This is a genomic window from Lacticaseibacillus hulanensis (genome assembly GCF_004010095.1).
GTDB classification, from domain to species: Bacteria; Bacillota; Bacilli; order Lactobacillales; family Lactobacillaceae; genus Lacticaseibacillus; species Lacticaseibacillus hulanensis.
The window spans coordinates 24526-46099 of the sequence record NZ_RRYD01000013.1; the positions used below are offsets into that span (position 1 = coordinate 24526).

Annotated in this window: 19 protein-coding genes; all 19 read right to left on the reverse strand. The window is 52.3% G+C overall.

Translation table 11 applies throughout. The features are described from left to right. Positions 1-22: 22 nt before the first annotated feature. The 19 genes from trxB to secA all read right to left on the reverse strand — a co-directional run bounded on the left by trxB (position 23) and on the right by secA (position 21361). Positions 23-964, reverse strand: a complete 942-nt coding sequence (gene trxB / locus EKN00_RS04305) for a thioredoxin-disulfide reductase (protein ID WP_127848916.1) — start codon at positions 962-964, stop codon at positions 23-25. 195 nt (positions 965-1159) lie between these two features. Then, on the reverse strand, positions 1160-2179 hold the full coding sequence (locus EKN00_RS04310; protein ID WP_127848917.1) for an NAD(P)H-dependent glycerol-3-phosphate dehydrogenase: 1020 nt from the start codon (positions 2177-2179) through the stop codon (positions 1160-1162). Positions 2180-2210: 31 nt separating this feature from the next. Beyond that, on the reverse strand, positions 2211-3050 hold the full coding sequence (gene lgt, locus EKN00_RS04315) for a prolipoprotein diacylglyceryl transferase (protein ID WP_127848918.1): 840 nt from the start codon (positions 3048-3050) through the stop codon (positions 2211-2213). 12 nt (positions 3051-3062) lie between these two features. Continuing rightward, complete coding sequence (gene hprK, locus EKN00_RS04320) at positions 3063-4001, reverse strand: HPr(Ser) kinase/phosphatase (RefSeq protein ID WP_127848919.1); 939 nt, start codon at positions 3999-4001, stop codon at positions 3063-3065. A gap of 198 nt (positions 4002-4199) precedes the next feature. After that, positions 4200-4502 (reverse strand): hypothetical protein, encoded by a 303-nt coding sequence (locus EKN00_RS04325; RefSeq protein WP_127848920.1) that lies wholly within the window; start codon positions 4500-4502, stop codon positions 4200-4202. Between the two features lie 23 nt (positions 4503-4525). Continuing rightward, positions 4526-5989: a daptomycin-sensing surface protein LiaX gene (gene liaX / locus EKN00_RS04330; protein ID WP_164848021.1), complete on the reverse strand. Its 1464-nt coding sequence runs from the start codon at positions 5987-5989 to the stop codon at positions 4526-4528. Positions 5990-6985: 996 nt separating this feature from the next. Next, entirely contained in the window at positions 6986-7663 is a 678-nt protein-coding gene (gene phoU / locus EKN00_RS04335; RefSeq protein ID WP_127848922.1) for a phosphate signaling complex protein PhoU, read from the reverse strand. Between the two features lie 43 nt (positions 7664-7706). Continuing rightward, positions 7707-8465 carry a phosphate ABC transporter ATP-binding protein PstB gene (pstB, locus tag EKN00_RS04340; protein ID WP_127848923.1) on the reverse strand — a complete coding sequence of 253 codons (759 nt, stop codon included), beginning with the start codon at positions 8463-8465 and terminating at the stop codon, positions 7707-7709. Between the two features lie 16 nt (positions 8466-8481). Next, the gene (gene pstB, locus EKN00_RS04345; RefSeq protein WP_127848924.1) at positions 8482-9279 is read right to left on the reverse strand and encodes a phosphate ABC transporter ATP-binding protein PstB; all 798 of its coding nucleotides are present in this window, start codon (positions 9277-9279) and stop codon (positions 8482-8484) included. A gap of 28 nt (positions 9280-9307) precedes the next feature. After that, the gene (gene pstA / locus EKN00_RS04350; RefSeq protein ID WP_127848925.1) at positions 9308-10192 is read right to left on the reverse strand and encodes a phosphate ABC transporter permease PstA; all 885 of its coding nucleotides are present in this window, start codon (positions 10190-10192) and stop codon (positions 9308-9310) included. Further along, entirely contained in the window at positions 10192-11118 is a 927-nt protein-coding gene (gene pstC / locus EKN00_RS04355; protein ID WP_127848926.1) for a phosphate ABC transporter permease subunit PstC, read from the reverse strand. The genes pstA and pstC overlap by 1 nt, the downstream gene beginning before the upstream one ends. An 11-nt stretch (positions 11119-11129) precedes the next feature. After that, on the reverse strand, positions 11130-11996 hold the full coding sequence (locus EKN00_RS04360) for a phosphate ABC transporter substrate-binding protein PstS family protein (protein WP_127848927.1): 867 nt from the start codon (positions 11994-11996) through the stop codon (positions 11130-11132). Positions 11997-12297: 301 nt separating this feature from the next. After that, complete coding sequence (pnpS, locus tag EKN00_RS04365) at positions 12298-13914, reverse strand: two-component system histidine kinase PnpS (protein WP_127848928.1); 1617 nt, start codon at positions 13912-13914, stop codon at positions 12298-12300. Beyond that, positions 13907-14602: a response regulator transcription factor gene (locus tag EKN00_RS04370; protein ID WP_164848023.1), complete on the reverse strand. Its 696-nt coding sequence runs from the start codon at positions 14600-14602 to the stop codon at positions 13907-13909. Before EKN00_RS04370 ends, pnpS begins: the two co-directional genes overlap by 8 nt. 2 nt (positions 14603-14604) lie before the next feature. Continuing rightward, complete coding sequence (locus EKN00_RS04375; RefSeq protein WP_127848930.1) at positions 14605-15723, reverse strand: PDZ domain-containing protein; 1119 nt, start codon at positions 15721-15723, stop codon at positions 14605-14607. Between the two features lie 217 nt (positions 15724-15940). After that, positions 15941-16828: a permease-like cell division protein FtsX gene (gene ftsX, locus EKN00_RS04380; RefSeq protein ID WP_127848931.1), complete on the reverse strand. Its 888-nt coding sequence runs from the start codon at positions 16826-16828 to the stop codon at positions 15941-15943. Further along, positions 16818-17504 carry a cell division ATP-binding protein FtsE gene (gene ftsE / locus EKN00_RS04385; RefSeq protein ID WP_127848932.1) on the reverse strand — a complete coding sequence of 229 codons (687 nt, stop codon included), beginning with the start codon at positions 17502-17504 and terminating at the stop codon, positions 16818-16820. Before ftsE ends, ftsX begins: the two co-directional genes overlap by 11 nt. Before the next feature lie 95 nt (positions 17505-17599). Beyond that, a protein-coding gene (prfB, locus tag EKN00_RS04390; protein ID WP_206611261.1) for a peptide chain release factor 2 occupies positions 17600-18716 on the reverse strand; the annotation gives its coding sequence in 2 pieces (ribosomal slippage) (positions 17600-18643 and positions 18645-18716; 1116 coding nt in all). Between the two features lie 281 nt (positions 18717-18997). Further along, complete coding sequence (gene secA / locus EKN00_RS04395; protein ID WP_127848934.1) at positions 18998-21361, reverse strand: preprotein translocase subunit SecA; 2364 nt, start codon at positions 21359-21361, stop codon at positions 18998-19000. Between the last annotated feature and the right edge of the window lie 213 nt (positions 21362-21574).

Here is a 21574-nt window from a genome sequence, read left to right on the forward strand (position 1 = left end):
TTATTCGGTAGTCCGTGTGAACTTAAGCCTTAATTTCGGCATCCTGCAGACTCTGAATGTAATTGAAAACACCCTGGCCAGCAAGTCCGCCGTCACCAACAGCTGTTGTGATCTGCCGCAACGTCTTCTGGCGCACGTCCCCAATTGCGTAAATCCCGGGCACGCTGGTTTCCATCTGGTCGTTCGTGATGACCCAACCGTGTTCGTCCAGCACGCCAAGTCCGGCAAAAGCATCCGTCATTGGCTTAATCCCAACGTAAATGAACACGCCGGCAGCGGGAACTGTGGCTTCCTCGCCGGTAAACTTGTCCTTGTAGGTGACGCCGGTAACTTCCTTGCCGTCGCCTTCAACGGACTGCACGAGACCGTTCCAGATAAAGTGCATCTTGTCGTTCGCAAAAGCACGCTGCTGGATAATCTTCTGGGCACGCAACTGGTCACGCCGGTGAATAACCGTAACGGACTTGGCCAACTGGGTCAGGTAGAGACCCTCTTCAATGGCCGAGTCCCCACCACCGATGACAACTAAGTCGCGGTCACGGAAGAAGGCACCATCACAGACGGCACAGTAGGAAACACCACGGCCAGAATATTCCTCTTCGCCGGGAATCCCAACTTTACGGTGTTCAGCACCGGTGGCAAGAATTACCGCCTTGGCTTCGTAATCACCATCGTCGGTGTGCACAATCTTGGTTGCGCCCTTGTCCTCAACGCCCGTTACGTTCCCGTATTCGTAGTCGGCACCGAACTGCGTCGCGCCAGCGTACATTTTCTCGCCCAAGTCTGGACCGAGAATTGAGGTGTACCCAGGGTAGTTTTCAATTGTCGCCGTGTTATTCATCTGCCCACCGTAAATACCGCGATCGAGCATCACAACGGATAAGTTCGCCCGTGATGCGTAGAGCGCTGCGGTCATACCGCCGGGGCCGGCCCCAATAACAACCACGTCAACAGATTTAGTCATGTGTACATCTCTCCTTTACTTACCAATTGTAAGTTAACTATATTGCTACTATACCCTTCATGTTACCAGATGTAAACAGCCTTAGTGAAGTTAATAGTTCAATCAATCGAATTTGTACATCCGCCAGACGCAAAAATATTTGGGTGAACAAAAAAATCAGCCCGCAACGGACTGATTTTTGACAAGCACTTTGGTTTAGTAGTCGAATTCAGGCTTGGAATCGCGCTGCATCAGGCCAACAATGGTTTCGCGAATTGGCTTGTTTTCGTACAAAACACCGTAAATTGCATCGGTGATTGGCATTTCAACGCCCTTCTTCTGCGCAAGTTCGTGGGCAACCTTCGCCGTGGAAACCCCTTCGACAACCTGGCCCATGTTGTCCAGGATGTCCTGCAGTGCTTCACCGTGCCCTAGGGCATTCCCTGCACGCCAGTTACGGGAGTGCACACTCGTCGCGGTCACAATCAAGTCACCGACACCGGAGAGACCAGAGAAGGTCAGTGGGTCTGCACCCATCGTTACCCCAAGCCGGGTGATTTCAGCGAGGCCACGCGTAATCAATGCGGCCTTGGTGTTGTCCCCGTAGCCGAGGCCGTGCAGTGCACCGGCACCAATTGCGATAACGTTCTTCAGTGCGGCACCCATTTCCACGCCAATCACATCCTGGTTGGTGTAGAGACGGAAGTAACTGTTCATGAAGACCTTCTGGACGTACTGAGCAGCTTCCAAGTTGGTGGATGCGGCGGTCAGGGTGGTGATGTCCTTGGTTGAAGTGTCCTCAGCGTGGCTCGGTCCGGAAATCACAACAATACCATTGTGGTTCTCGGCTGGGATAACGGACGCAATGATTTCGGAGACGCGATCGTAAGTCCCGACTTCAAGACCCTTGGCAGCTGAGACGATGACCGGCTTGTTCCCAGATTCCTGAAGCAGTGGCAGCAGCTGTTCAGCAACTCCGCGAACAACGTTGGTTGGCACAACGAAAAGGACAAGGTCAGCGCCATCGGTTGCTTCTTTCAGGTTCGACGTTGCCTTCAGCTTTTCGTTCAGCTTGAAGCCAGGCAGGTAGTGTTCGTTCGTGTGCTGGTCGTTCAGTTCACGAGCATCTTTTTCAAGGTAAGCCCAAACGGTAACGTCATGACCGTTATCCGTCAGCAAGTTAGCAAGAACGGTACCCCATGAACCTGCACCAAGAACAGCAATTTTTTCAGACAAAATGTTCACTCCTTAAGATTGTGACTGCGACCTAGGCCGCGGGATTATTGATAGCAGCGTTAAGATTTCCGGCTAGATAATCTGGTGTATCCGCCCGGTGCCGCCGATAGAGCCATATAATAATTGCACCAACAAAAATGATAATGGAGACGAGCTGCGAAACCCGCAAGCCCGGCATTGCGTACAGACTATCCGTCCGCATTCCCTCCACGAAGAACCGGCCGAAGCTGTACCAACCGGCATAGCTCAGGAAGATTTCGCCCTGCTTGAACCAGCCGTGATGGTGCCGAACCGACATAATGAGGATAAACCCAATCACGTTCCATGTCGACTCAAACAAGAAAGTCGGCATGCGGTAGTGACCACCAATCAGCATTTGCTGAACGATCCATTCTGGCAGATGCAATTCGTGCAGAAACTGCAGCGAGGTGATTTGCCCGAACGCCTCTTGGTTCATGAAGTTCCCCCATCGCCCAATTGCCTGCGCAATCATCACGGTCGGGGCTGCGATATCAAGGACCAGCCAGATGGACAAATCCTTAATCCGGCAGTAAACGATGAAGACAATTGCGGAGGCGATAAGTGCACCATAAATTGCGATACCACCATTCCAAATTGCGATGATTTCATCCGGATGCTGGGAATAGTAGTCCCACTCGAAAAACACGTAATATGCACGTGCCCCAATCAGGGCGAACGGCAATGAGTAAAGCACCAGGTTCAAAATGTGGTCTTCGGCGACATTCCGCCGCTTGGCCTCACGAATCGCCAGGTACACGGCGAGAATGACGCCGCTAGCGATGATTACCCCATACCAGTGAACCTCTAACGGGCCTAACTGAAGAGCAATCGGATTCAGTGCACCAAACATTAACTACTCCTTTTAACTTTCCGCTTCGTTTTGTTCGATTAGCTTATTCAAGTTAGCCTCGAACTTCTTAGTTGCATCATACCCCATTGTCTTAGCACGGTAGTTCATTGCCGCAACTTCAACGATAATCGCAATGTTCCGCCCAACACGGACCGGCACGGTAATCTTCGGTACCTCAACGTCAAAGATGGTCTGACTCTGCACACCCGTACCAAGACGGTCAAAGTTCTTGTCCGACGTCCAGTTGGCCAGGTGCACAATCAGATTAATCTGTGAGGTTGTGCGCACGGCACCAGCACCAAACAGATCCATGACGTCGATAATCCCAATCCCACGCACTTCTAGCAGATGCGACAGGATTGCTGGGGCCTCACCAATCAAGGTCCGCTCGTCCTGCTGGTAGACGTCAACCCGGTCGTCGGCAATCAGTCGGTGTCCACGCTGAATTAATTCGAGCGCGGTTTCGGACTTACCAATCCCGGAATCACCGGTGATCAGAACCCCTAACCCGAAGATTTCAACCAGAACCCCGTGCAGACTCTGACGTTCCGCCAATTCACCATCGAGGTAATCAGTAATGAGGGATGACAAACGGGTGGTTGGCAAAGTTGAACTAAGTACTGGGATGTGTGCTGCGGCGGCTGCGCTTAACATTTCCGCTGGTGGTGTCAGTCCGCGTGACACAACAAATGCCGGCGTGTCACGTGCGCACATGCGCTTGAGCACTTCCGTCCGCTCATCCTGCGTCATGTTACGCGTGTACGAAATCTCGGTTCGCCCGAATAGTTGGATTCGTTCGTGTGGGTAATAGTTAAAGTACCCTGTCAGTTCGAGCCCTGGACGAGAAATATCGCTGACAACAATCTTCCGGTTCTTAAGGTCTTCCGAACCGCTGACAACGGTCAGATTTGCAGACTGCACAAGTGCATCGACAGTAACATAGTCAGCCATAATAATCACCTACCCCTTTTAGCTTTACGCTCAATTTTACCATAGATGCGCCGCCCCTGACTGTAACGTTAGCTTTAAGTCTTACCAGTCGGCGTTAATCTGGTAATAAATGCCACCGTTAGTCAAGATAATGGCGATAATATACAAAAAACGTACCGATAGTTTGGCGAACTCCGCCATACTTACCGGTACGTTTTTCTAAAAATCATCCCAACTGTCGTGCGGGGATTTCTTCTCTACGTCTTTTTCGTGCACGTTGTGTAATTCACGACGTTGCATCGGCTGCACGTGAGAAGTGGTGCGATACTTTGCGTGTTCATAATGACTGGTCCGCGTTTTGCCGTGAATCGGTTGCCGGTCGCGCCGGAGCCAGAATAGAACCGCAATCAGAATCAAAGTGGGGACGAACAGCATTTTGACCAGCATCGCCACAAGGGCAAATGCTAATCCAAGTACGATTAAGACCCCCAAAATGAGTAGCGGAATAATCAAAAGCGGCACGTTACCGTCTCCTTATCAGTAATTTATTTGGTGATGTCAGTGTCCTTAAGCAGGATATCACCGGTCACGGTACTAATGTTGACGGTCGCGAGGGTGGCACCCGGACGGTTGAAGTCCAGAGTGTGCATCAACTTGCTTGGTGCCTGAACGTCCTGCATGCGGGAACGAATGCTCCCGAAGCGGGTCTTCGCGTGGCCGCTCATTCCCTGTTCAAGTGGCAGCGCCAGCTTCACGTCACCATTGACACTGGTTGCTGTGACAGCTTCAATTGGTTCTGTTACTGTCAGTTTCGCATCGCCGTTCACGGTTGTCAATTTCAGGCTGTTAGCAGAACCCGCAAAGCGCGCGTCGCCGTTAACGGTGGACAGCACAGCCGACTTCAGCACGCTGTCCGTTGCCTTAACACTCCCATTCACGTTTTCAGCTTCGAGCATTACGGCGTGGGTGTTGCGGAAACGCAGATCCCCGTTGGTTGTCTTAACGTAGAAATCCTTGCCCTTAATATCTTCAAAGGTGATGTTCCCGTTCAGCGTCCGGGCAGCGAGGTGGTCATATTCCCGGCGCGGCAAACTAATGGTCAAGTTAGCCTCAACCCGCTTATTTGGCACTTGGAAAATGAAGCTGTCGTCGGACACTTCAATGCGGCTGCGTTCGGTGAAGGCGTCAAACGGTTCGCCCGCGACCTTCCCGAACAGGCGGACATTTGCAATCACCTGAATGTCGTCCTTGTCCCACTGGGTAAAGTGAATATCCCCGTTGGCCACATTCACGTCAAGCACGGTTGCCTGGTTGTGTTCGTAAGTGAAGGTGTGCGTAAAGCGCTGGGTCACAATCCCGGGAACGCGAACGGTCACGTCCTTCCAATCGACGTTATCAATCACGGTCTTGGCCGTCTTCTTAACGATTGAGCCAATCTGGCTGGTGGCGTCGGTCACCGTCTTGCCCAAATCAGCGGCCGCACTCTTGGCCTGTGCCTGCCAGTCATCTGGCAACACCTTGTCGAGGCTGGAGTGAACCTGCTGCTTACGGAGGTCGCGTTCTAAGTCGCTGAGCTCCTGCTTAGCGGCAACCCGGGCTTCTTCAAGTGCGGTGGCCTTGGCCGTCAACTCTTGGTTCTGACCCTTCAGCGTCAGCCGTGCTTCAGCCTTTTCTGGCGTTAACGTGTCCAGATCTTCCATCGTGTCGTAAACAATAATCTGTTCGTCGTTTGCGGCAATCTGCCGGCGCAAAGAAGCCAATTCATCGGTTGTTGTGTCAAGCTTGGTCTTGGCCGCGGCACGCTTCTTTTCTAGTTCGTCGAGCTTCGCGTCAGTTTTGGCTTCCGGCTTTGCTTCATCCTGCTTCACGTCATCAGGCTTTGGGGCCTCGGGTTCGGTTGGAGCTGTTTCCTTCCCCTGCGTTGCCAGGTTTTCAAGCAACACGAGTCCCTCTTCACTGGACAAAATACCTTTTTTTACTAAGTCTAAAATTCGTTCACGTTCATTCATTGATATGACCCTCCAATTTGCTGGTTCATTCGATAATCCTATTATGCGATGTGTTCGCCAAAAAAACATAGGGCCAAAGGTTGATTTTCCACTGGGTCTTGCGGCTGGGATACACTTTCGTTGTCCGGCAGCGTCAGTCCTTTTGGTGGTAGTAGGTACTGAGTGGTATAGGGGCCGCGACTGGGCGGGGCCGGTGCGCGTTCCGTGCGGCTGGGATTTTCCGTGCGGCCGGTTGAAGCCCCAAAAACCGGGTCTTCAACCTAAAAATTTAGCCCCGTATGTCCGTTCTTCGGGTTACGAACTTAATACGTATTGTTAGGACCTGTGGTGAAGCTTTGTTCTTCCTGACGGGTCTTAATTTTTGCCGGCTATGGTGTGGATAAGCCCGGCGCAAAAACCGCACCGGTCTTCTCTCACCATAGCTTTCACAGGAAAATCCCAGCCGCACTACACGCGCACCACCCCCGCCCAGTCGCTACATCGTGGTTAAAGTTTTCAGCCGTTGACAATGTTCAAATCGGGTACCATCTGTAAGAACTCGGGTTGAATCAGGATCTATACCACTGTCCAGCGGAGCGTTGTGGGGTTTGGCCGGAGGGTTCGGGCTGGGTCTCGGGTGTGCCGCCCAGCTGTGGCAACAAGAATAGAGGTTGTGACGACCGCGCTTTTTGCGGTTGGCACAGCCTCTATTCTTGTGGGAAAAATTTAGATTTGTGTGAGGAGCTGTCGGAATGTTGATTACGAGACAGACCAAAAATTTAATCGCTAAGTATCGAACGAGTTAATAGCTAACTGCGACGATGCAAAGCTAAATTTTTAGTCTGGAGACGGCGGTTTTCCGGCTCCAGACGACCGCCACAGCGACCACGGCGAAGCACACCCGAGACCCAGCCCAGACCCGGAGGCCAAACCCCACAACGCGGAGCCTCCACAAAACAACTGACGCTGCCGGACAGCAAAAGGCCACGCAGTAGATACTGCGTGGCCTTGAGGTAGTTAGAACTGATCTTCCTCAGTACTGGAATTGAGTTCCACCAGTTTACCCGTCTTGAGGTAGACAATCCACTCGCAGATGTTGGTCACGTAATCGCCAATCCGTTCCAGGTACGACGCAACGAGCATGTAGTCCATCCCGCCAACAACTGTATCGACGTTCTGCTTCATGTTTTCAATGCATTCCGAGTAGATTTTCCGGGAAAAATCGTTGATGCCGTGGTCCTCAGTGGCAATCGCGCGTGCACGCTCCTCGTCATCGTGAACGTACGCATCAAGGACCTCGTCCGACATCTTCTTCACGGCGTCGGCCATTTTGCGCAAGTCTGATTCAATGCTCAATACACGGGTGTTCCCCTTAACGCGGATGGTGGACTTAGCGATGGAAACGGCATGATCCCCCATCCGTTCCAAATCGGAACTGGCCTTCATTGCCGTAACAACAAGGCGCAAATCACTCGTCACCGGTTGCTGCAACGCAATTAGTTCAAAGCAACGTTTTTCCAGACTCATCTGGCGCTCGTTAATCAGGTAATCACTGTCAATCACCTCACGAGCCAGGTCCTTATCGTGATTGATAAATGCCTTCGCAGACTTGTAAACAACAGCATTCACCATCATTCCGAGTTCAGAGAAGTCGACATGCAGGGTTTTGAGTTCTTGACTGAATTCTTGACGCATTTTGGGGGTCCTCCTTATCGTGCGACCACTTGTTCAGCGAACCTTAGCCAAAACGCCCGCTGATGTAATCTTCCGTCTCTTTCTTATCTGGGTTCATAAAAATCTTCTTCGTTGGCGCATATTCAATCAGGTTGCCCTGCAGGAAGAATGCAGTTCGGTCCGAAATCCGTGAGGCCTGCTGCATGTTATGCGTCACAATAATGATAGTGTATTTTTCCCGTAATTCAAGCAGCATATTCTCAATCTGCGTTGAAGAAATCGGGTCAAGTGCGCTCGTTGGTTCATCCATCAAAATCACGTCTGGTTCAACCGCTAGCACGCGGGCAATCGCCACGCGCTGCTGCTGGCCACCGGACAAGCCGAGCGCGGAATCGTGGAGTTTGTCCTTCACCTCATCCCATAAAGCGGCCTGACGCAGACTCTTTTCGACGGCTGCATCAAGTTTGGCGCGGTCCTTCACGCCGGCAAGCCGCAGCCCGTAAATAACGTTTTCGTAGATGCTAAACGGAAACGGGACTGGCTGCTGGAAAACCATGCCAACACGCTTACGCAATTTAACCACATCGGTGTCGGGTGCATAAATATCTTGACCGTCTAGGCGAATATCACCGGAAACTTTGGCACTGTCAATTAAATCATTCATGCGGTTCAAGCAACGCAAGAAGGTGGACTTGCCACAACCACTGGGACCGATCATGGCGGTGATTTCACCGCGTGCAAATTCAAGATTGATGCCGTGAAGTGCCTCGAAGTCGCCGTAATGGAGCCGGACGTCCTTGGCGGTAATAATTGGCTCGTTCATCTTTTCCCTCCCTGAGTTACCCGAAGTGACCGGCAACATAATCATCGGTTGCCTGCATCTTCGGCCGCGTAAATATACGACGGGTTTCGTCGAATTCGACGCAATCACCGCTGTAAAAGAATGCCGTATAGTCACTGATACGCGCGGCTTGTTGCATATTATGCGTCACGATAATAATTGTGTACTTGTCCTTCAGCTGCAGCATCGTGTCTTCCACGGCGGCCGTCGAAATTGGGTCGAGCGCGCTTGCCGGTTCGTCCATGAGTAACACGTCTGGGTGCATCGCAATTGCCCGCGCAATGCAGAGGCGCTGCTGCTGACCACCGGAAAGTGCCTGGGCGCTCTTGTGCAACTTGTCTTTGACCTCATCCCACAAGGCTGCCTGCTTCAAGCTGGTTTCGACTGCTTCATCGAGGACCGTCTTATCTTTTTCACCAAAACGCCGCAGCGCAAAGGTGATGTTGTCGTAAATGGACTTGGCAAACGGGTTGGGCCGCTGGAACACCATCCCAATGTGCCTGCGCATCTCGTAGACGTCAATCCCCTTGGCGTTGATGTCGAGGCCGCGGTACATGATTTTGCCAGTAACCGAACTGCCATCAATCGTGTCGTTCATGCGATTCAGGGACCTGAGGAATGTGGACTTTCCCGAACCGCTGGGCCCAATGAGCGCGGTGATTTTGTAGCGTTCAAACGGCAGAGTTACACCGTGCACCGCTTCCTTTGACCCGTAGAAAACACGCAAGTCTTCAGTGCTCAGTGCGAGTTCTGCAGTTGCAGGTAGTTCGCGAATGAATTGTTTTGGTTCAGCCATGTGTGTTTCCTCCAAATTCGACCAATGATTAAGCGGCCGTCATCTTTTTGTGCAACAGCTTGCCCAGGTACCGTGCTCCGAAGTTGAACAACAAAACAACGATGATCAATACCGCACTTGCACCTGCAGACACCGCTGCCGCATCGGGCTGAATCCCTTCAGAGTTAATTTTCCAGATGTGGACCGCAAGCGTTTCTGCGGGCCTAAACGGTGACAGGGGGCTAGAAATCGACATCGGGTTCCAGTTGGTAAAGTCCAGTGCGGGTGCACTCTGTCCGGCCGTGTAAATCAGCGCGGCGGCTTCACCAAAGACCCGTCCCGCCCCGAGCACCATCCCCGAGATAATGCCGGGCAGCGCTTCGGGAATAACCACGCGCGTCACGGTCTCCCAGCGCGACAGACCAAGTGCCAGTCCGGCTTCTCGCTGCGTAAATGCGACCTGGTGCAGTGCATCCTCGACGTTTCGCGTCAGCAGCGGCAGGTTGAACACGGTTAATGCGAGCGCCCCACTCAGGATGGAAAAGCCCAGGTGCCACTGCAGAACGAAAATCAGAAAACCAAACAACCCGACAACAACGGATGGCAAACTGCTCAGGATTTCAATCGAGGTCCGCACAACTTCCGTAATCCAGTTCTTCCGCGCGTATTCGGATAGATAAATCCCGGCGCCAAGCGCAATCGGCACCGAAATCAGCATCGACAGGAACAGCAGATAGAAGGAATTAAACAGCTGGTAAGCAATCCCCCCACCTTTTTCAAAGGCCTTGGCCGGACTCGTCAGGAAGTGCCAAGATATTTGCGGCACGCCCCGGAACAGAATGTAACCGAGCAGGCTCGCGAGAATTAAGACGATAATGCCCGCCACAACGTCGATGATTGCGGTGGCAATTTTATCAGCTCGTTTAGCGTTCATTACTTCATCTCCCCTCGCTTACCAATCCAGCGAACAATCAAATTAAAGGCCAGTGACATTAGCAGCAGTAGCAGGGCTAATGACCAAAGCGCGTTGTTTTCAAGACTACCCATAACCGTGTTCCCAATTCCACTCGTCAGAACCGAAGTTAACGTGCTGGCAGGACTAATCAAGTTGTGCGGCATCAGCGCCGCGTTCCCAATAACCATCTGCACAGCTAAGGCTTCACCGAAAGCACGGGCCATCCCGAAAACAATCCCGGTCATAATTCCCGGCGTTGCTGCCCGCAAAACAACCTTGTAGATTGTCTGCCAGCGCGTCGCACCGAGAGCTAGGGACGCTTCCCGGTATCGCCGGGGCACTGCCTTAATCGCCTCAATGGTCATCGAGGTCACCGTTGGCAAAATCATGACAAAAAGCACGAACATCCCGGCAAGAATCCCAAACCCGGTCCCACCAAAAATGTGGCGAATGGCTGGAACCACCACCGTCAGGCCCACGAACCCGTAGACAACGGACGGAATCCCCACCAGTAGATCAATCACCGGCTGCAGAATTTTGCCGCCTCTTTTTGGCGCGATTTCGGTCATGAACAGGGCCGCACCAATCGCAAACGGTGTCGCGATGAGTGCGGACAGGAAAGTGACCCCAAAGCTACCAACAATCATTGGCAGTGCACCGGTCTTGGGCACCCCCGAAGCATCGGTCGTCCCCGGGGCCCACGCAGTTTTACTGAGGAACTGCCACAGGTTAACCCCATTCTCGGTGAAGGTGGCAATCCCGCGGCTGGCAACGAACCAGAAAATCGCCGCTACGACCACCACAATCAATGCGATACAGCTAAAACTGATGATTTTGCCCATCCGCTCAGTCCGGGTGGCACGCGATGTTTTTTGTAGTGCCTTCCGAATTTCGTCGTTTTGCATGATGCCGCCCCCTACTTCAGTTTTGTGATATGCCCATCCACATCACGTTCAATCAACATGTCAGTAATGGGGATGTAACCCATCTGCGGCACGAGCTTCTGCTGCACCTTGTTGCTGAACATGTACTTGAGAAAGTTCTTCGTTAGTTTGTTTTGCTTCTTCTGGGTGTACATGTGCTCGTACGCCCAAATCTGCCACTTACCGGTGTGGACGTTATTCACCGTTGGGCTGACGTCATCCACGCTCATCGACCGGACCGACTTGTCCACGTACGAAAAGGCAACGTACGAAATTGCCCCCGGGGTGCTCGCAACAATCTGGCGCACCATCCCCGTTGAATCTTGTTCCTGAGCGGCTAGTGCCGGCTGACCCGCCATCACCCACTTCTCGAATGTGGCCCGCGTGCCGGAGCCTTGCGCCCGGTTCACGAGCACAATTTTCTGGTTTTTCCCGCCAACCTGGCGCCAGTTCGTGATGGTCCCGGTGAAAATACCACGCAGCTGCGCCATGGTCAGGTTGTGCACATTCACGCCCTTGTTCACAATCGGCGTAATACCAACCACGGCAACTTTGTGGTCCACTAACTTAGAGGCGTTAATCCCGGTTTTTTCGCTCGCAAAAAGATCGGAATTACCGATGGCCACTGCTCCCTCTTGAATCTGGGACAAGCCAGTGCCAGAGCCGCCGCCCTGCACGTTGATGAAGACACCAGTGTGGGCACTCGAATATTCCTCGCCTGCCGCCTCAACCAATGGCTGCAATGCCGAGCTACCAACAACCGTAATTGATTGCCCCTTCGTCTGACCACTACAACCAGCTAGACTCAATGCAAGCAAGCCGAGCGTGAGCACCCCAAGCCAAATTTTACGCGTGCGCATGCGGTCCACCTCCAATTCATTATTTTCATAATATCAACGAGATGTAAAATCCGTGCAGACGTCATGTAAAGGTTAGGTAAAATTGACAAAAATCTAATGACACACCTCTATTGCAGCGTTCAGCGCTGCGTCTGCTGCGGTCGCTGGCCTGCTTTAACGGCCACCAAACAGCAAAAAGGTGCGCCACCTGCAATGATTGCAATTGGCACACCCTTTTAAGTTACAAACAATATTGACACCGAATGTTAAGCCGCTGGGCGCCCGAAAGTTTACGTTCTTGCCGCCACCGCTATCCGTTCGCCTAGACCACGACCGTAACCTTTGTTCCGACCCCAGGTTCACTTTCCAAACTGATTGAGCCGTCAAGTGCGCGCACAGCGTCAGCCGTAATCGCTAACCCCAGACCGGTACCGCCATTGTTGCGACTGCGAGCCTTGTCAACGCGATAGAACCGTTCAAAAATCCGTTCCTGGTCAGCCTTCGGAATCCCAATACCAGTGTCGGTGACGGTGAGCCGCATCTTGGCCCCATCTTGCGTCGCCACCACGTGCACAGAGCCGCCATTGCGATTATAAAAGACCGCATTATCCACCAGGTTGCGCACAATTTGCGTTAACCTGCCCGGCGAACTAATGATGGTCATCTCCTCCGGCACCGTGACGCTCACCTTAACGTCACGCTTGGCCGCTGGTTTGCGCAGGTTATTCACCGTCGTGTTGATGATTTCGCTAATGTTCACCTCGCGCTGTTCTTCGGGAACACCCCCGCGCTGGAGCGTCAGAATATCATTAATCAGCGTCGTTAGCCGTTTCGATTCCTTTTGAATAATTGTCAGAAACTGGGTGAGCGTCGCCGGATCATCTTTAGCGCCACCGAGCAACGTTTCCGCAAAACCGCTGATTGCGGTCACCGGCGTCTTCAATTCGTGACTGACGTTCGCGACGAAATCCGACTGCATCTGCTCAACGTGGTGCATTTCGGTTACGTCGTACAAAATCACGAGCACCTGGACAACTGCGTCACTATCCCGAATCGGAACAACCGTGGCGTCAACTGTCCGCCCGGTTTGGGCAATGGTCAGCTCTTGATGGTTGCTTGCACCATTGGCCAAGACGTCCTCAATACAGTGAACTAATTCGTATTCCTTCACGTCATCCACATACGGGTGCTCGCCATCACCAATGACGATGCCAAGCAAATCACCAAACGCGGGGTTCGTGAGTACAACATCACGATCGGTGTCCACCAGCATAATTCCCTGGGGCAAATTATCAATCAACCGAGTGAACCTAGTACTGCGCACCCGCATGTGCCGCCGCATGGACGTTAACGAATCATTCAGTAGCTGCGTTTCACGAACAGCACCATACAGGCGCGAATGCTTGGTAACGAGCACCGGCTTAGCCACGTTGCCTTGGCGCAGTTCCCGCAGCGCCGAGCTGAGGGATTGCAATTCACGGCGCAGCGCCGAATCCGCAATCAGGCGGGACGCGAGCAAGCTGATTACCACTAGCCAGTAGATGAGGGTGGTGATAATCACCGTTTGTGGTGCCACCGTCATCAACCCTTGGCGGCGCTGCGTGATTGCCATTAGCTTACCGTTGATGCGTGCACGGTAGACAAGCTCCGGGACGCCGTGAATGTGAATCAGGTCGTACGAATTGGCGCGCGGTGCGTGGCCACTGACGGTATGACTGCGTAAATCCCGAGCGCGAATTGAATCACCCTCGAGATCGACAATGTGCATATCCACGCCAGCCGGCACCTTAGTTGTTGAAGTGACCAGCTGCGACACCGTCTTCAGTGACTCACGCTGGTGCTGGTGGACGGCCTCGCTTGCCCCAAAACCTAGGGCAAAAAAGCCCACTATTGCTAGCAGGCCAAGCACAATTATTCTGGTTCGTTCATGCTTAAGCATCCGTTGGTTCCTCCAACTGGTAACCAAATCCCCGAATTGTTTGCAAGTAACGTGGATTCTTCGGGTCCAGCTCCAACTTATCCCGTAAATGGCTAATCTGAATGTCCACCATCCGGGTGTTCCCGCTGAACTCTGCACCCCAGACGTTCTCTAACAGCTGTTCACGGCTAAGGGTGTGACCGGCGTTTTGCGCAAAGCAGGCAAGCAGGCGAAACTCAGTTGGCGTGAGGTCGAGCTTCCGCCCCGCGATTTCCGCCTTGTGGGCCACCGTGTCAATGCTCAGTTCACCAACATGAAGGTCCGTTACCGTGGACTTGGGCCGTTCCGCCACCCGCCGACCGATTGCCTTGATGCGCGCGATAATTTCCCGTGGTGAAAACGGCTTGGTCACGTAATCGTCGGCACCAAGTTCAAGGCCAATGATTTTGTCCATCTCGTCGTCCTTCGCCGTCAGCATGATGATGGGCGTGTGCACTCCGGCCTCACGCAAGCGGCGGGTCACCCCGTAACCATCAAGTTTTGGTAGCATCAAGTCAAGCAGGATGCACTGAAAATCAGTCGCCATCGCCTTTGCGACTGCCTCCTCGCCGTCAGCAGCCGTGGTCACACTGTACTGTGCCTGTTCGAGGTTGTACTGCAGCAAAGTAACAATTGCCGGCTCGTCATCAACGACCAAAATTTTGTCCATCATTAATCCTCCTCAGGAAAAGTGATAATACCTAGCATGTGGGGCGCACCCTGGAAAATTGCGGTTTCCGCTAATCTAATTTGACCGTCAAAACCGCGGACCCGTAATCGACAAAAGGTTCCCAGGTTCTGCGTGGCCGCGTACAGCGCTGCGCGGGTGGGAACATCCTGACCGTTGCACTGCAGGATTGTGTCACCGCGGCGCAAGTGCATCTTCGCTGCGGGCGTGTCCGGCAAGATGGCCACAATCCGGACCCCACCAACCGCCGCGCTGAGAACTGGCCGCTGAAAACGGGCCAGCATGCACATGAGCCAGCCAAAAACGCTAATCTCGGCAACCATTAGGAGAATCATCCCCGGATGCAATTGTAGTGTCTGGCCCATAATCCCGAGTGCTAGGGTCAAAACACCCACTATGCCAAGAACCCAGGTATCACGCCGCAAAATACCCGTCGCTTCTGGCTCACGGTGCCGCATGCCAATCCCCATAAAAATTGGCATGAGCGTCAGCGCCATCTGCACACCGCCGATATTCAGGTGCGGCCACCAACTGAGATTCGGAGCGAAACTAACCGGCATTGGGACAATCAGCGGCAACCACACGCGTTGCTGAATCAGGTACTGCACCCACGTGCGCCCGTGTCGATCAAACAACTTCGGCGAATTATGGACCGGTAACAGTTTGTCCACCAGTGCCTCCAGTATTGCGAGGCACCCAACCAGGATGGCGAAGTTGGTGCTCCAACTTCCAAGCGGCATCTGGGGCAGGTTCAAGCTGAGCCAGATTTTGGCGGGCACGAGCGCAATAATGAGGCCCGTTGTCCCAAGGAGCACCGGCATGAACGCGGGCATGAACGCCAACGCGGTGCTGAACGTGCCGAGTGCGAGCACAATCAGCGGGTGCAAGGTGAGGCGAAACCCAATCAACAATGCACTAAGCACAATTGCCGGAATTAGTCCCAGCAACCAGTAACGGGGATTCTCAACCGTCTCGGGCAAAACCGCCATCCGAAACTGGCTGCGCTCGCGTTGCACCCGGTGGCTAGCCATTTGCATGGTCAAAAGGCCCACCAAAACGGTCGCCAAGATAAAAACTATTACGGTTAAAGATGCAGCGTTCACGGCCAGGCCTCCAAAGAAGAATTTCTGTTTACAGTATAACAGTTAGGGTCTTCGATACGGTAGCAGTTGGCCCAAAAATCATTCAATCCATCCCTACCCAATTGGTGTTCGCCCATTCACACTTCAACAGTCGCTGGGGATAACTTTACCCATAATAAAAACACCAAACGGGCCACCGTCTGGCTTTCGCCGGGGGTAATCCATTTGGTGTTTAGAGTTAGATTTTAAGGAAACGACGCATCGAAACAACAGAACCAATGGCCCCAATCACGATACCAATTACCGCAAGCAGAAGATCAATCCAAACTAGGAATGGCATCACTGGGTAGAGTGAGAATCCGTTGCTGGCTTCACTAATATTCATCGCGTTGTAAGCAACCTTGTACGCAATGTCGACGAATACCATTGGGATAATTGACCCGAGCAACCCGGTCCAAGCACCTTCAAGCAGGAATGGCCAACGAATGTAACTGTTGGTTGCCCCAACTAGCCGCATAACCCCAATTTCTTCGCGACGAGATAGAATCGTGATGCGAATTGTGTTGCTAATCAGGAAGACTGCCAGGAACAGCAACAGAACGGTGAAGCCAAGGCCCCAGTTCCGCACTCCATCGACGTACTTGAACAGCTTCCGGGCGGTCCGACCACCGTAAGAGGCGTCACTCACGTTATCGAGCTTAGCCGCCTTTTTAGCAATCCGCATCGTGGCACTTGGGCTCTTGGTTTCAACAATGAACACGTCATTGAGTGGATTTTCATCCCCCTTGAACATCTTCCATTGTGAACCATACCCACTCACAATTGTGTTGAGCTCGGTGGACTTGGACCGGTACGTTACCTTGGTCACGCTGGACAAGTCCTTAAGTTCCTTACGTAGCTTGTCTTTTTTCTTCTGGTTAACGTTACGGTCAACGTACACGCGCACCTGAACGTCATTTTCAACCTGCTGACTAATCCGGTTACCATTGAACAAGATTGCCATAAAGATGCCGACCAGAAGCAGTGTCACGGTGACAGCGGAAACAGCCGCCACACTCATCCAACCATTCCGGCGCAGACTCTTCAGGCTGTCGCTAATGTGTCGCTTAATTACTTCAGTCTTCAACGCCGTATGCCCCCTTCTTTTCGTCACGCACAATGTTCCCACCGGCAATTTCAATCACACGGTGCTGACGGCTGTTAACCACGTCGCGATTGTGCGTTGCCATGATGATGGTGGTGTCTTGATCATTGATTTTTTCGATGATGTCCATGATTTCATCACTAGTATCTGGGTCCAGATTCCCGGTTGGTTCGTCCGCAATCAGAACCTTGGGCTTGTTTACGATTGCCCGCGCAATTGCGACACGCTGCTGTTCCCCACCGGACAGTTCACTTGGAAAACGGCGCACCTTGGTTTCCAGTCCGACCTGGCGCAACACATCAAGCACACGGGGCTTAATCTCGGCATCGGTCTTTTCGATTACCTGCATCGCGTACGCAACGTTTTCAAAAATGGTTAAGCGTGGCAAGAGCTTGAAGTCTTGGAACACAATGCCCATTTCCCGACGCAAATATGGCACTTCGCTTGGCTTCATGGTTGAGTAATCAAAATTATTGAACACGATGTTCCCCGTGGTGGGGGTTAGCTGGTGGTAAAGCATCTTGATGAATGTGGACTTACCAGCACCAGATGGTCCGATGACGTACACAAATTCACCTTGATCGATATCGAGGGTTATCCCCTTAATTCCCGGTACCCCATTATCATACGTTTTAGTTACATCCTTGATGGAAATCATTGATATATCTCCTTAAATTCCGCATTTAGTTGAATTCTAGCTTTAGACCCGGTGGGTGGTAACTCCATTTCGCCCAAAAAACAAATATTTCTCAGTTATTCCGGGTTCTTCTGGCCCAACTGCCACTGCAGGTAAGCGTAGATAAACGGGTTCAAATCCCCATCCATCACGGCCTGACCGTTACCAGTTTCGTAGTTAGTCCGGTGATCTTTGACCATCGTGTACGGGTAGAAAACATAGGACCGAATCTGTGAGCCGAAGCCGTTATCAAGCTGGACACCCTTAATCTCGGCCGCTCGTTTTGCTTGTGCTTCCTGTTCACGCTGATAAAGCTTTGCCTTGAGCATGCTGAGCGCGGTCGCCTTGTTTTGGAACTGTGACCGTTCAGCCTGACTCGACGTGACAATTCCCGTTGGTATGTGAATCAGACGCACGGCGGAACTGGTTTTGTTGATGTGCTGGCCACCCGCACCACTACTGCGGAAAACCTCCATCTTAATGTCATCCCAAGAGACATCAATATCGATTGAATTGTCCAGTTCAGGCATCACATCAACCGAGGCAAAGCTCGTGTGGCGCCGTCCCGCGGCATCAAACGGCGAAATCCGGACCAACCGGTGGACTCCCCGCTCGCTGCGCAGCATACCGTATGCGTTAGTACCGTTAATCAGCAGGGTCACACTCTTCAGTCCCGCTTCGTCACCGGCCAAATAGTCGGCAACTTCAACCTTGAATCCATTTTGTTCGGCCCACCGCTGGTACATGCGCATCAGCATCGCGCCCCAGTCCTGGGCTTCGGTACCCCCGGCCCCCGGGTGAATTTCGAGGATGGCATTATTGGCATCATACGGCTCCGACAGCAACAAGTTCAGCTCGTACCGCTGCATTTCGTCCTGCAACTTCTTGAGCCCCGCTTCTGTTTCGGCCTGCAACTGCTCGTCGGGTTCTTCCTGAAGTAGTTCAAAGGAGACCTCTAACTCATCGAGTGCGTCCTTCAGCTCATAGAAGGCGTCGTGTTTGGCCTTGAGTGCGTTATTGGCATCGATGACCTTCTGGGCCGCCTGCTGGTCATTCCAAAAATCTGGTTCGGCCATTTGGTGCTCATTCAGGGCGATTTGTTCGTTCAGACCATCGAGGTCAAAGCGACCCCCTGAACTGCTGTATTTTGGTGCTAATCTCAGCAAGAGCCGAGCGAATCTGACTAAATTCCATTTTGTTCCCTTCTTCAGTTAAGAGTAAACGCGGTTAAATTCCGCAAAGTATTTATTATTGATAAGCATAGTTTACGCGTAGAACATTACGGTTAGAGCACGCGTCTATATCATAAGTGTAACATCTGCATGAAAGAGGGCAAATTCACCCCCCGCAAACTCGACAACTCGCCAGCCTACAAGCCAAGTCGCACCAGCTCTGACGGCGAATTGTTAAAAACTTTAAAAAAATAGGAAACGCAATTCACCCCCGGGCGGAGTGGTTCACGTTTCCTATTCGTCTTAACGCCGGATGTTCTGCCGAATCTCGGCCTTCATGAACAGACGCGTCGTGTTGTCATCGATTGCCGCAATCATTTCTTCAAACATGCGGTAACCTTCTTCTTGGTACTCAACCAGTGGGTTCATCTGGCCGTAACCACGAAGCCCGATGGATTGGCGCAGCTGGTCCATTGCGTCGATGTGATCGGTCCAGAGGGAGTCAACCACACGCAGAATAACGACCTTTTCAAATTCCAGCATCTGCTGTGGATCGTTCAGCCGCTTCTCCTTGCTGTCAAAGTTCTGGTTAACCAGATCCATGAGGAGTGCCTTGATTTCTTCAGGCGTTTTGCCGTTCAAATCTTCAGCCTTGAACTTGTCTTCACCAACCATGTTGGCCAAAACGTAATCACTGATGGCTTCCAGGTTCCATTCGGATTCCTTGCCCTGTGTGTGCATGTTGACGATTCGGTCTACGGTCCGTTCAATCATGGCAAAGAGCACAGCCTTCAGGTCACTGGTTTCGTTAATCACCTGCTGCCGCTGCTTGTAGATAACTTCACGCTGTTCACGCATCACGTCATCGTACTGCAGCGTCTGCTTACGGGTGTCGTAGTTGTTACCTTCAACCCGCTTCTGCGCAGATTCAACCTGCCGGCTAACCATGTGGGACTTAATCACTTGATCTTCGTCGTCGACACGAAGCCGTTCAAGCACCGCCTTGATGCGGTCGGAACCGAAACGCTTCATCAGGTCATCTTCAAGTGACAGGTAGAACTGGGTCAAACCAGGGTCACCTTGCCGTCCAGAACGGCCACGCAGCTGGTTATCAATCCGTCGCGATTCGTGACGTTCGGTCCCCAAAACTGCGAGCCCGCCTAATTCCTTGACGCCAGGGCCAAGTTTAATATCGGTCCCACGACCAGCCATGTTCGTCGCGATGGTAACGGCGCCACGCTGACCGGCGTTCATAACGATTTCGGCTTCCTTGAAGTGGTTCTTAGCGTTCAGCACGGTGTGCGGAATCTGCCGTTCATCCAGCAATTCACTCAGCCGTTCGCTAGATTCAATCGCAACGGTCCCAACCAGAACTGGCTGGCCCGCTTCGTGCCGGCGTTCAATGTCATCAGCAACCGCGTTGAACTTGCTTTCAAGCGTTGGGTAGAGCACATCTGGTTCGTCCACACGTGCAATTGGCTTGTTCGTTGGGATGGAGGTAACTTCCATGTTGTAGATTTCGCGGAATTCTTCCTGCTCGGTCTTGGCCGTCCCGGTCATCCCCGAAAGCTTGTCGTACATCCGGAAGTAGTTTTGGTACGTGATGTTCGCCATTGTCTGGCTTTCATCCTGAATCTCGACGCCTTCCTTGGCTTCAATGGCTTGGTGCAGGCCGTCGGAGTAACGCCGGCCTTCCATAGCACGTCCGGTGAACTGGTCGACAATCAGAACCTCGCCGTCAGTTACCATGTAATCAATGTCCTTGAGCATAATGTAGTTTGCCCGCAGAGCCTGATCCAAGTGGTGGGTCAGCGCCGTGTTTTCGGTGTCGTACAGGTTAGCAAGACCAAAGTTCTTTTCAGCCTTCTTAATCCCACTTTCGGTGAGGCTAGCCGTCTTGGTTGGCCAGTCAATCTTGTAGTCTTCCTCTTCCTTAAGCGTCTTGACGAACCGGTCAGCACGAATGTACAAACCAGTTGACTGCTGAGCACCACCGGAAATAATCAGTGGGGTCCGCGCTTCATCAATCAGGATAGAGTCAACTTCATCGACAACAGCATAGTGCAATTCGCGCTGCACCATCTGCTCCTTGTAAACAACCATGTTGTCACGCAGGTAATCAAACCCGAGTTCGGAGTTGGTTGAGTACGTGATGTCACAGTTGTAGGCTTCACGCTTTTCGTCACTGCTCAGTGAGGAAACGTTCAGGCCAACTGACAACCCGAGCCAGTTGTACAGTTCACCCATTTCGGTAGCGTCACGGGTGCTCAGGTATTCGTTAACCGTCACAACGTGGACACCCTTACCGGCAAGTGCGTTGAGGTAAACGGGCATCGTACAGGTCAAGGTCTTACCTTCACCAGTCCGCATCTCCGCAATGTTACCTTCGTGGAGCGTAATCCCACCGATAATCTGAACCCGGAATGGAAAAAGCCCCAGCACGCGTTTGGCACCCTCACGCGCAACGGCGAACGCCTCGGGCAAAATATCGTCGAGGGTTTCCCCATTCTGCAAACGTGCCTTGAATTCTGGTGTCTTTGCCTGTAATTCTTCATCACTTAATGCTGCATATTCATCTTCATATGATTGGACCTTGTCGGCGATTTTGCCGAGTCGGCGTACTTCGCGGTCGTCACTTTCGACCCATTTACGTAACAAGTTAGCCATGTAGTTGATCCTTCCCCTGCACCGCTGTTTCTGTGTGCAATATCCTTACTATTCTATCATAATTCACTGTTATCAACAGCCCCAACCCAATTTGTTGGCAAAAAGCCGTTGTCATGCGTTTTCTGGCGTATATGTAGGCCCATTGACGCCACTTCATGTTCAGATTCTAATATATATGTGGAAAAAATTCAAAAAAATTAGAAAATCAAGACA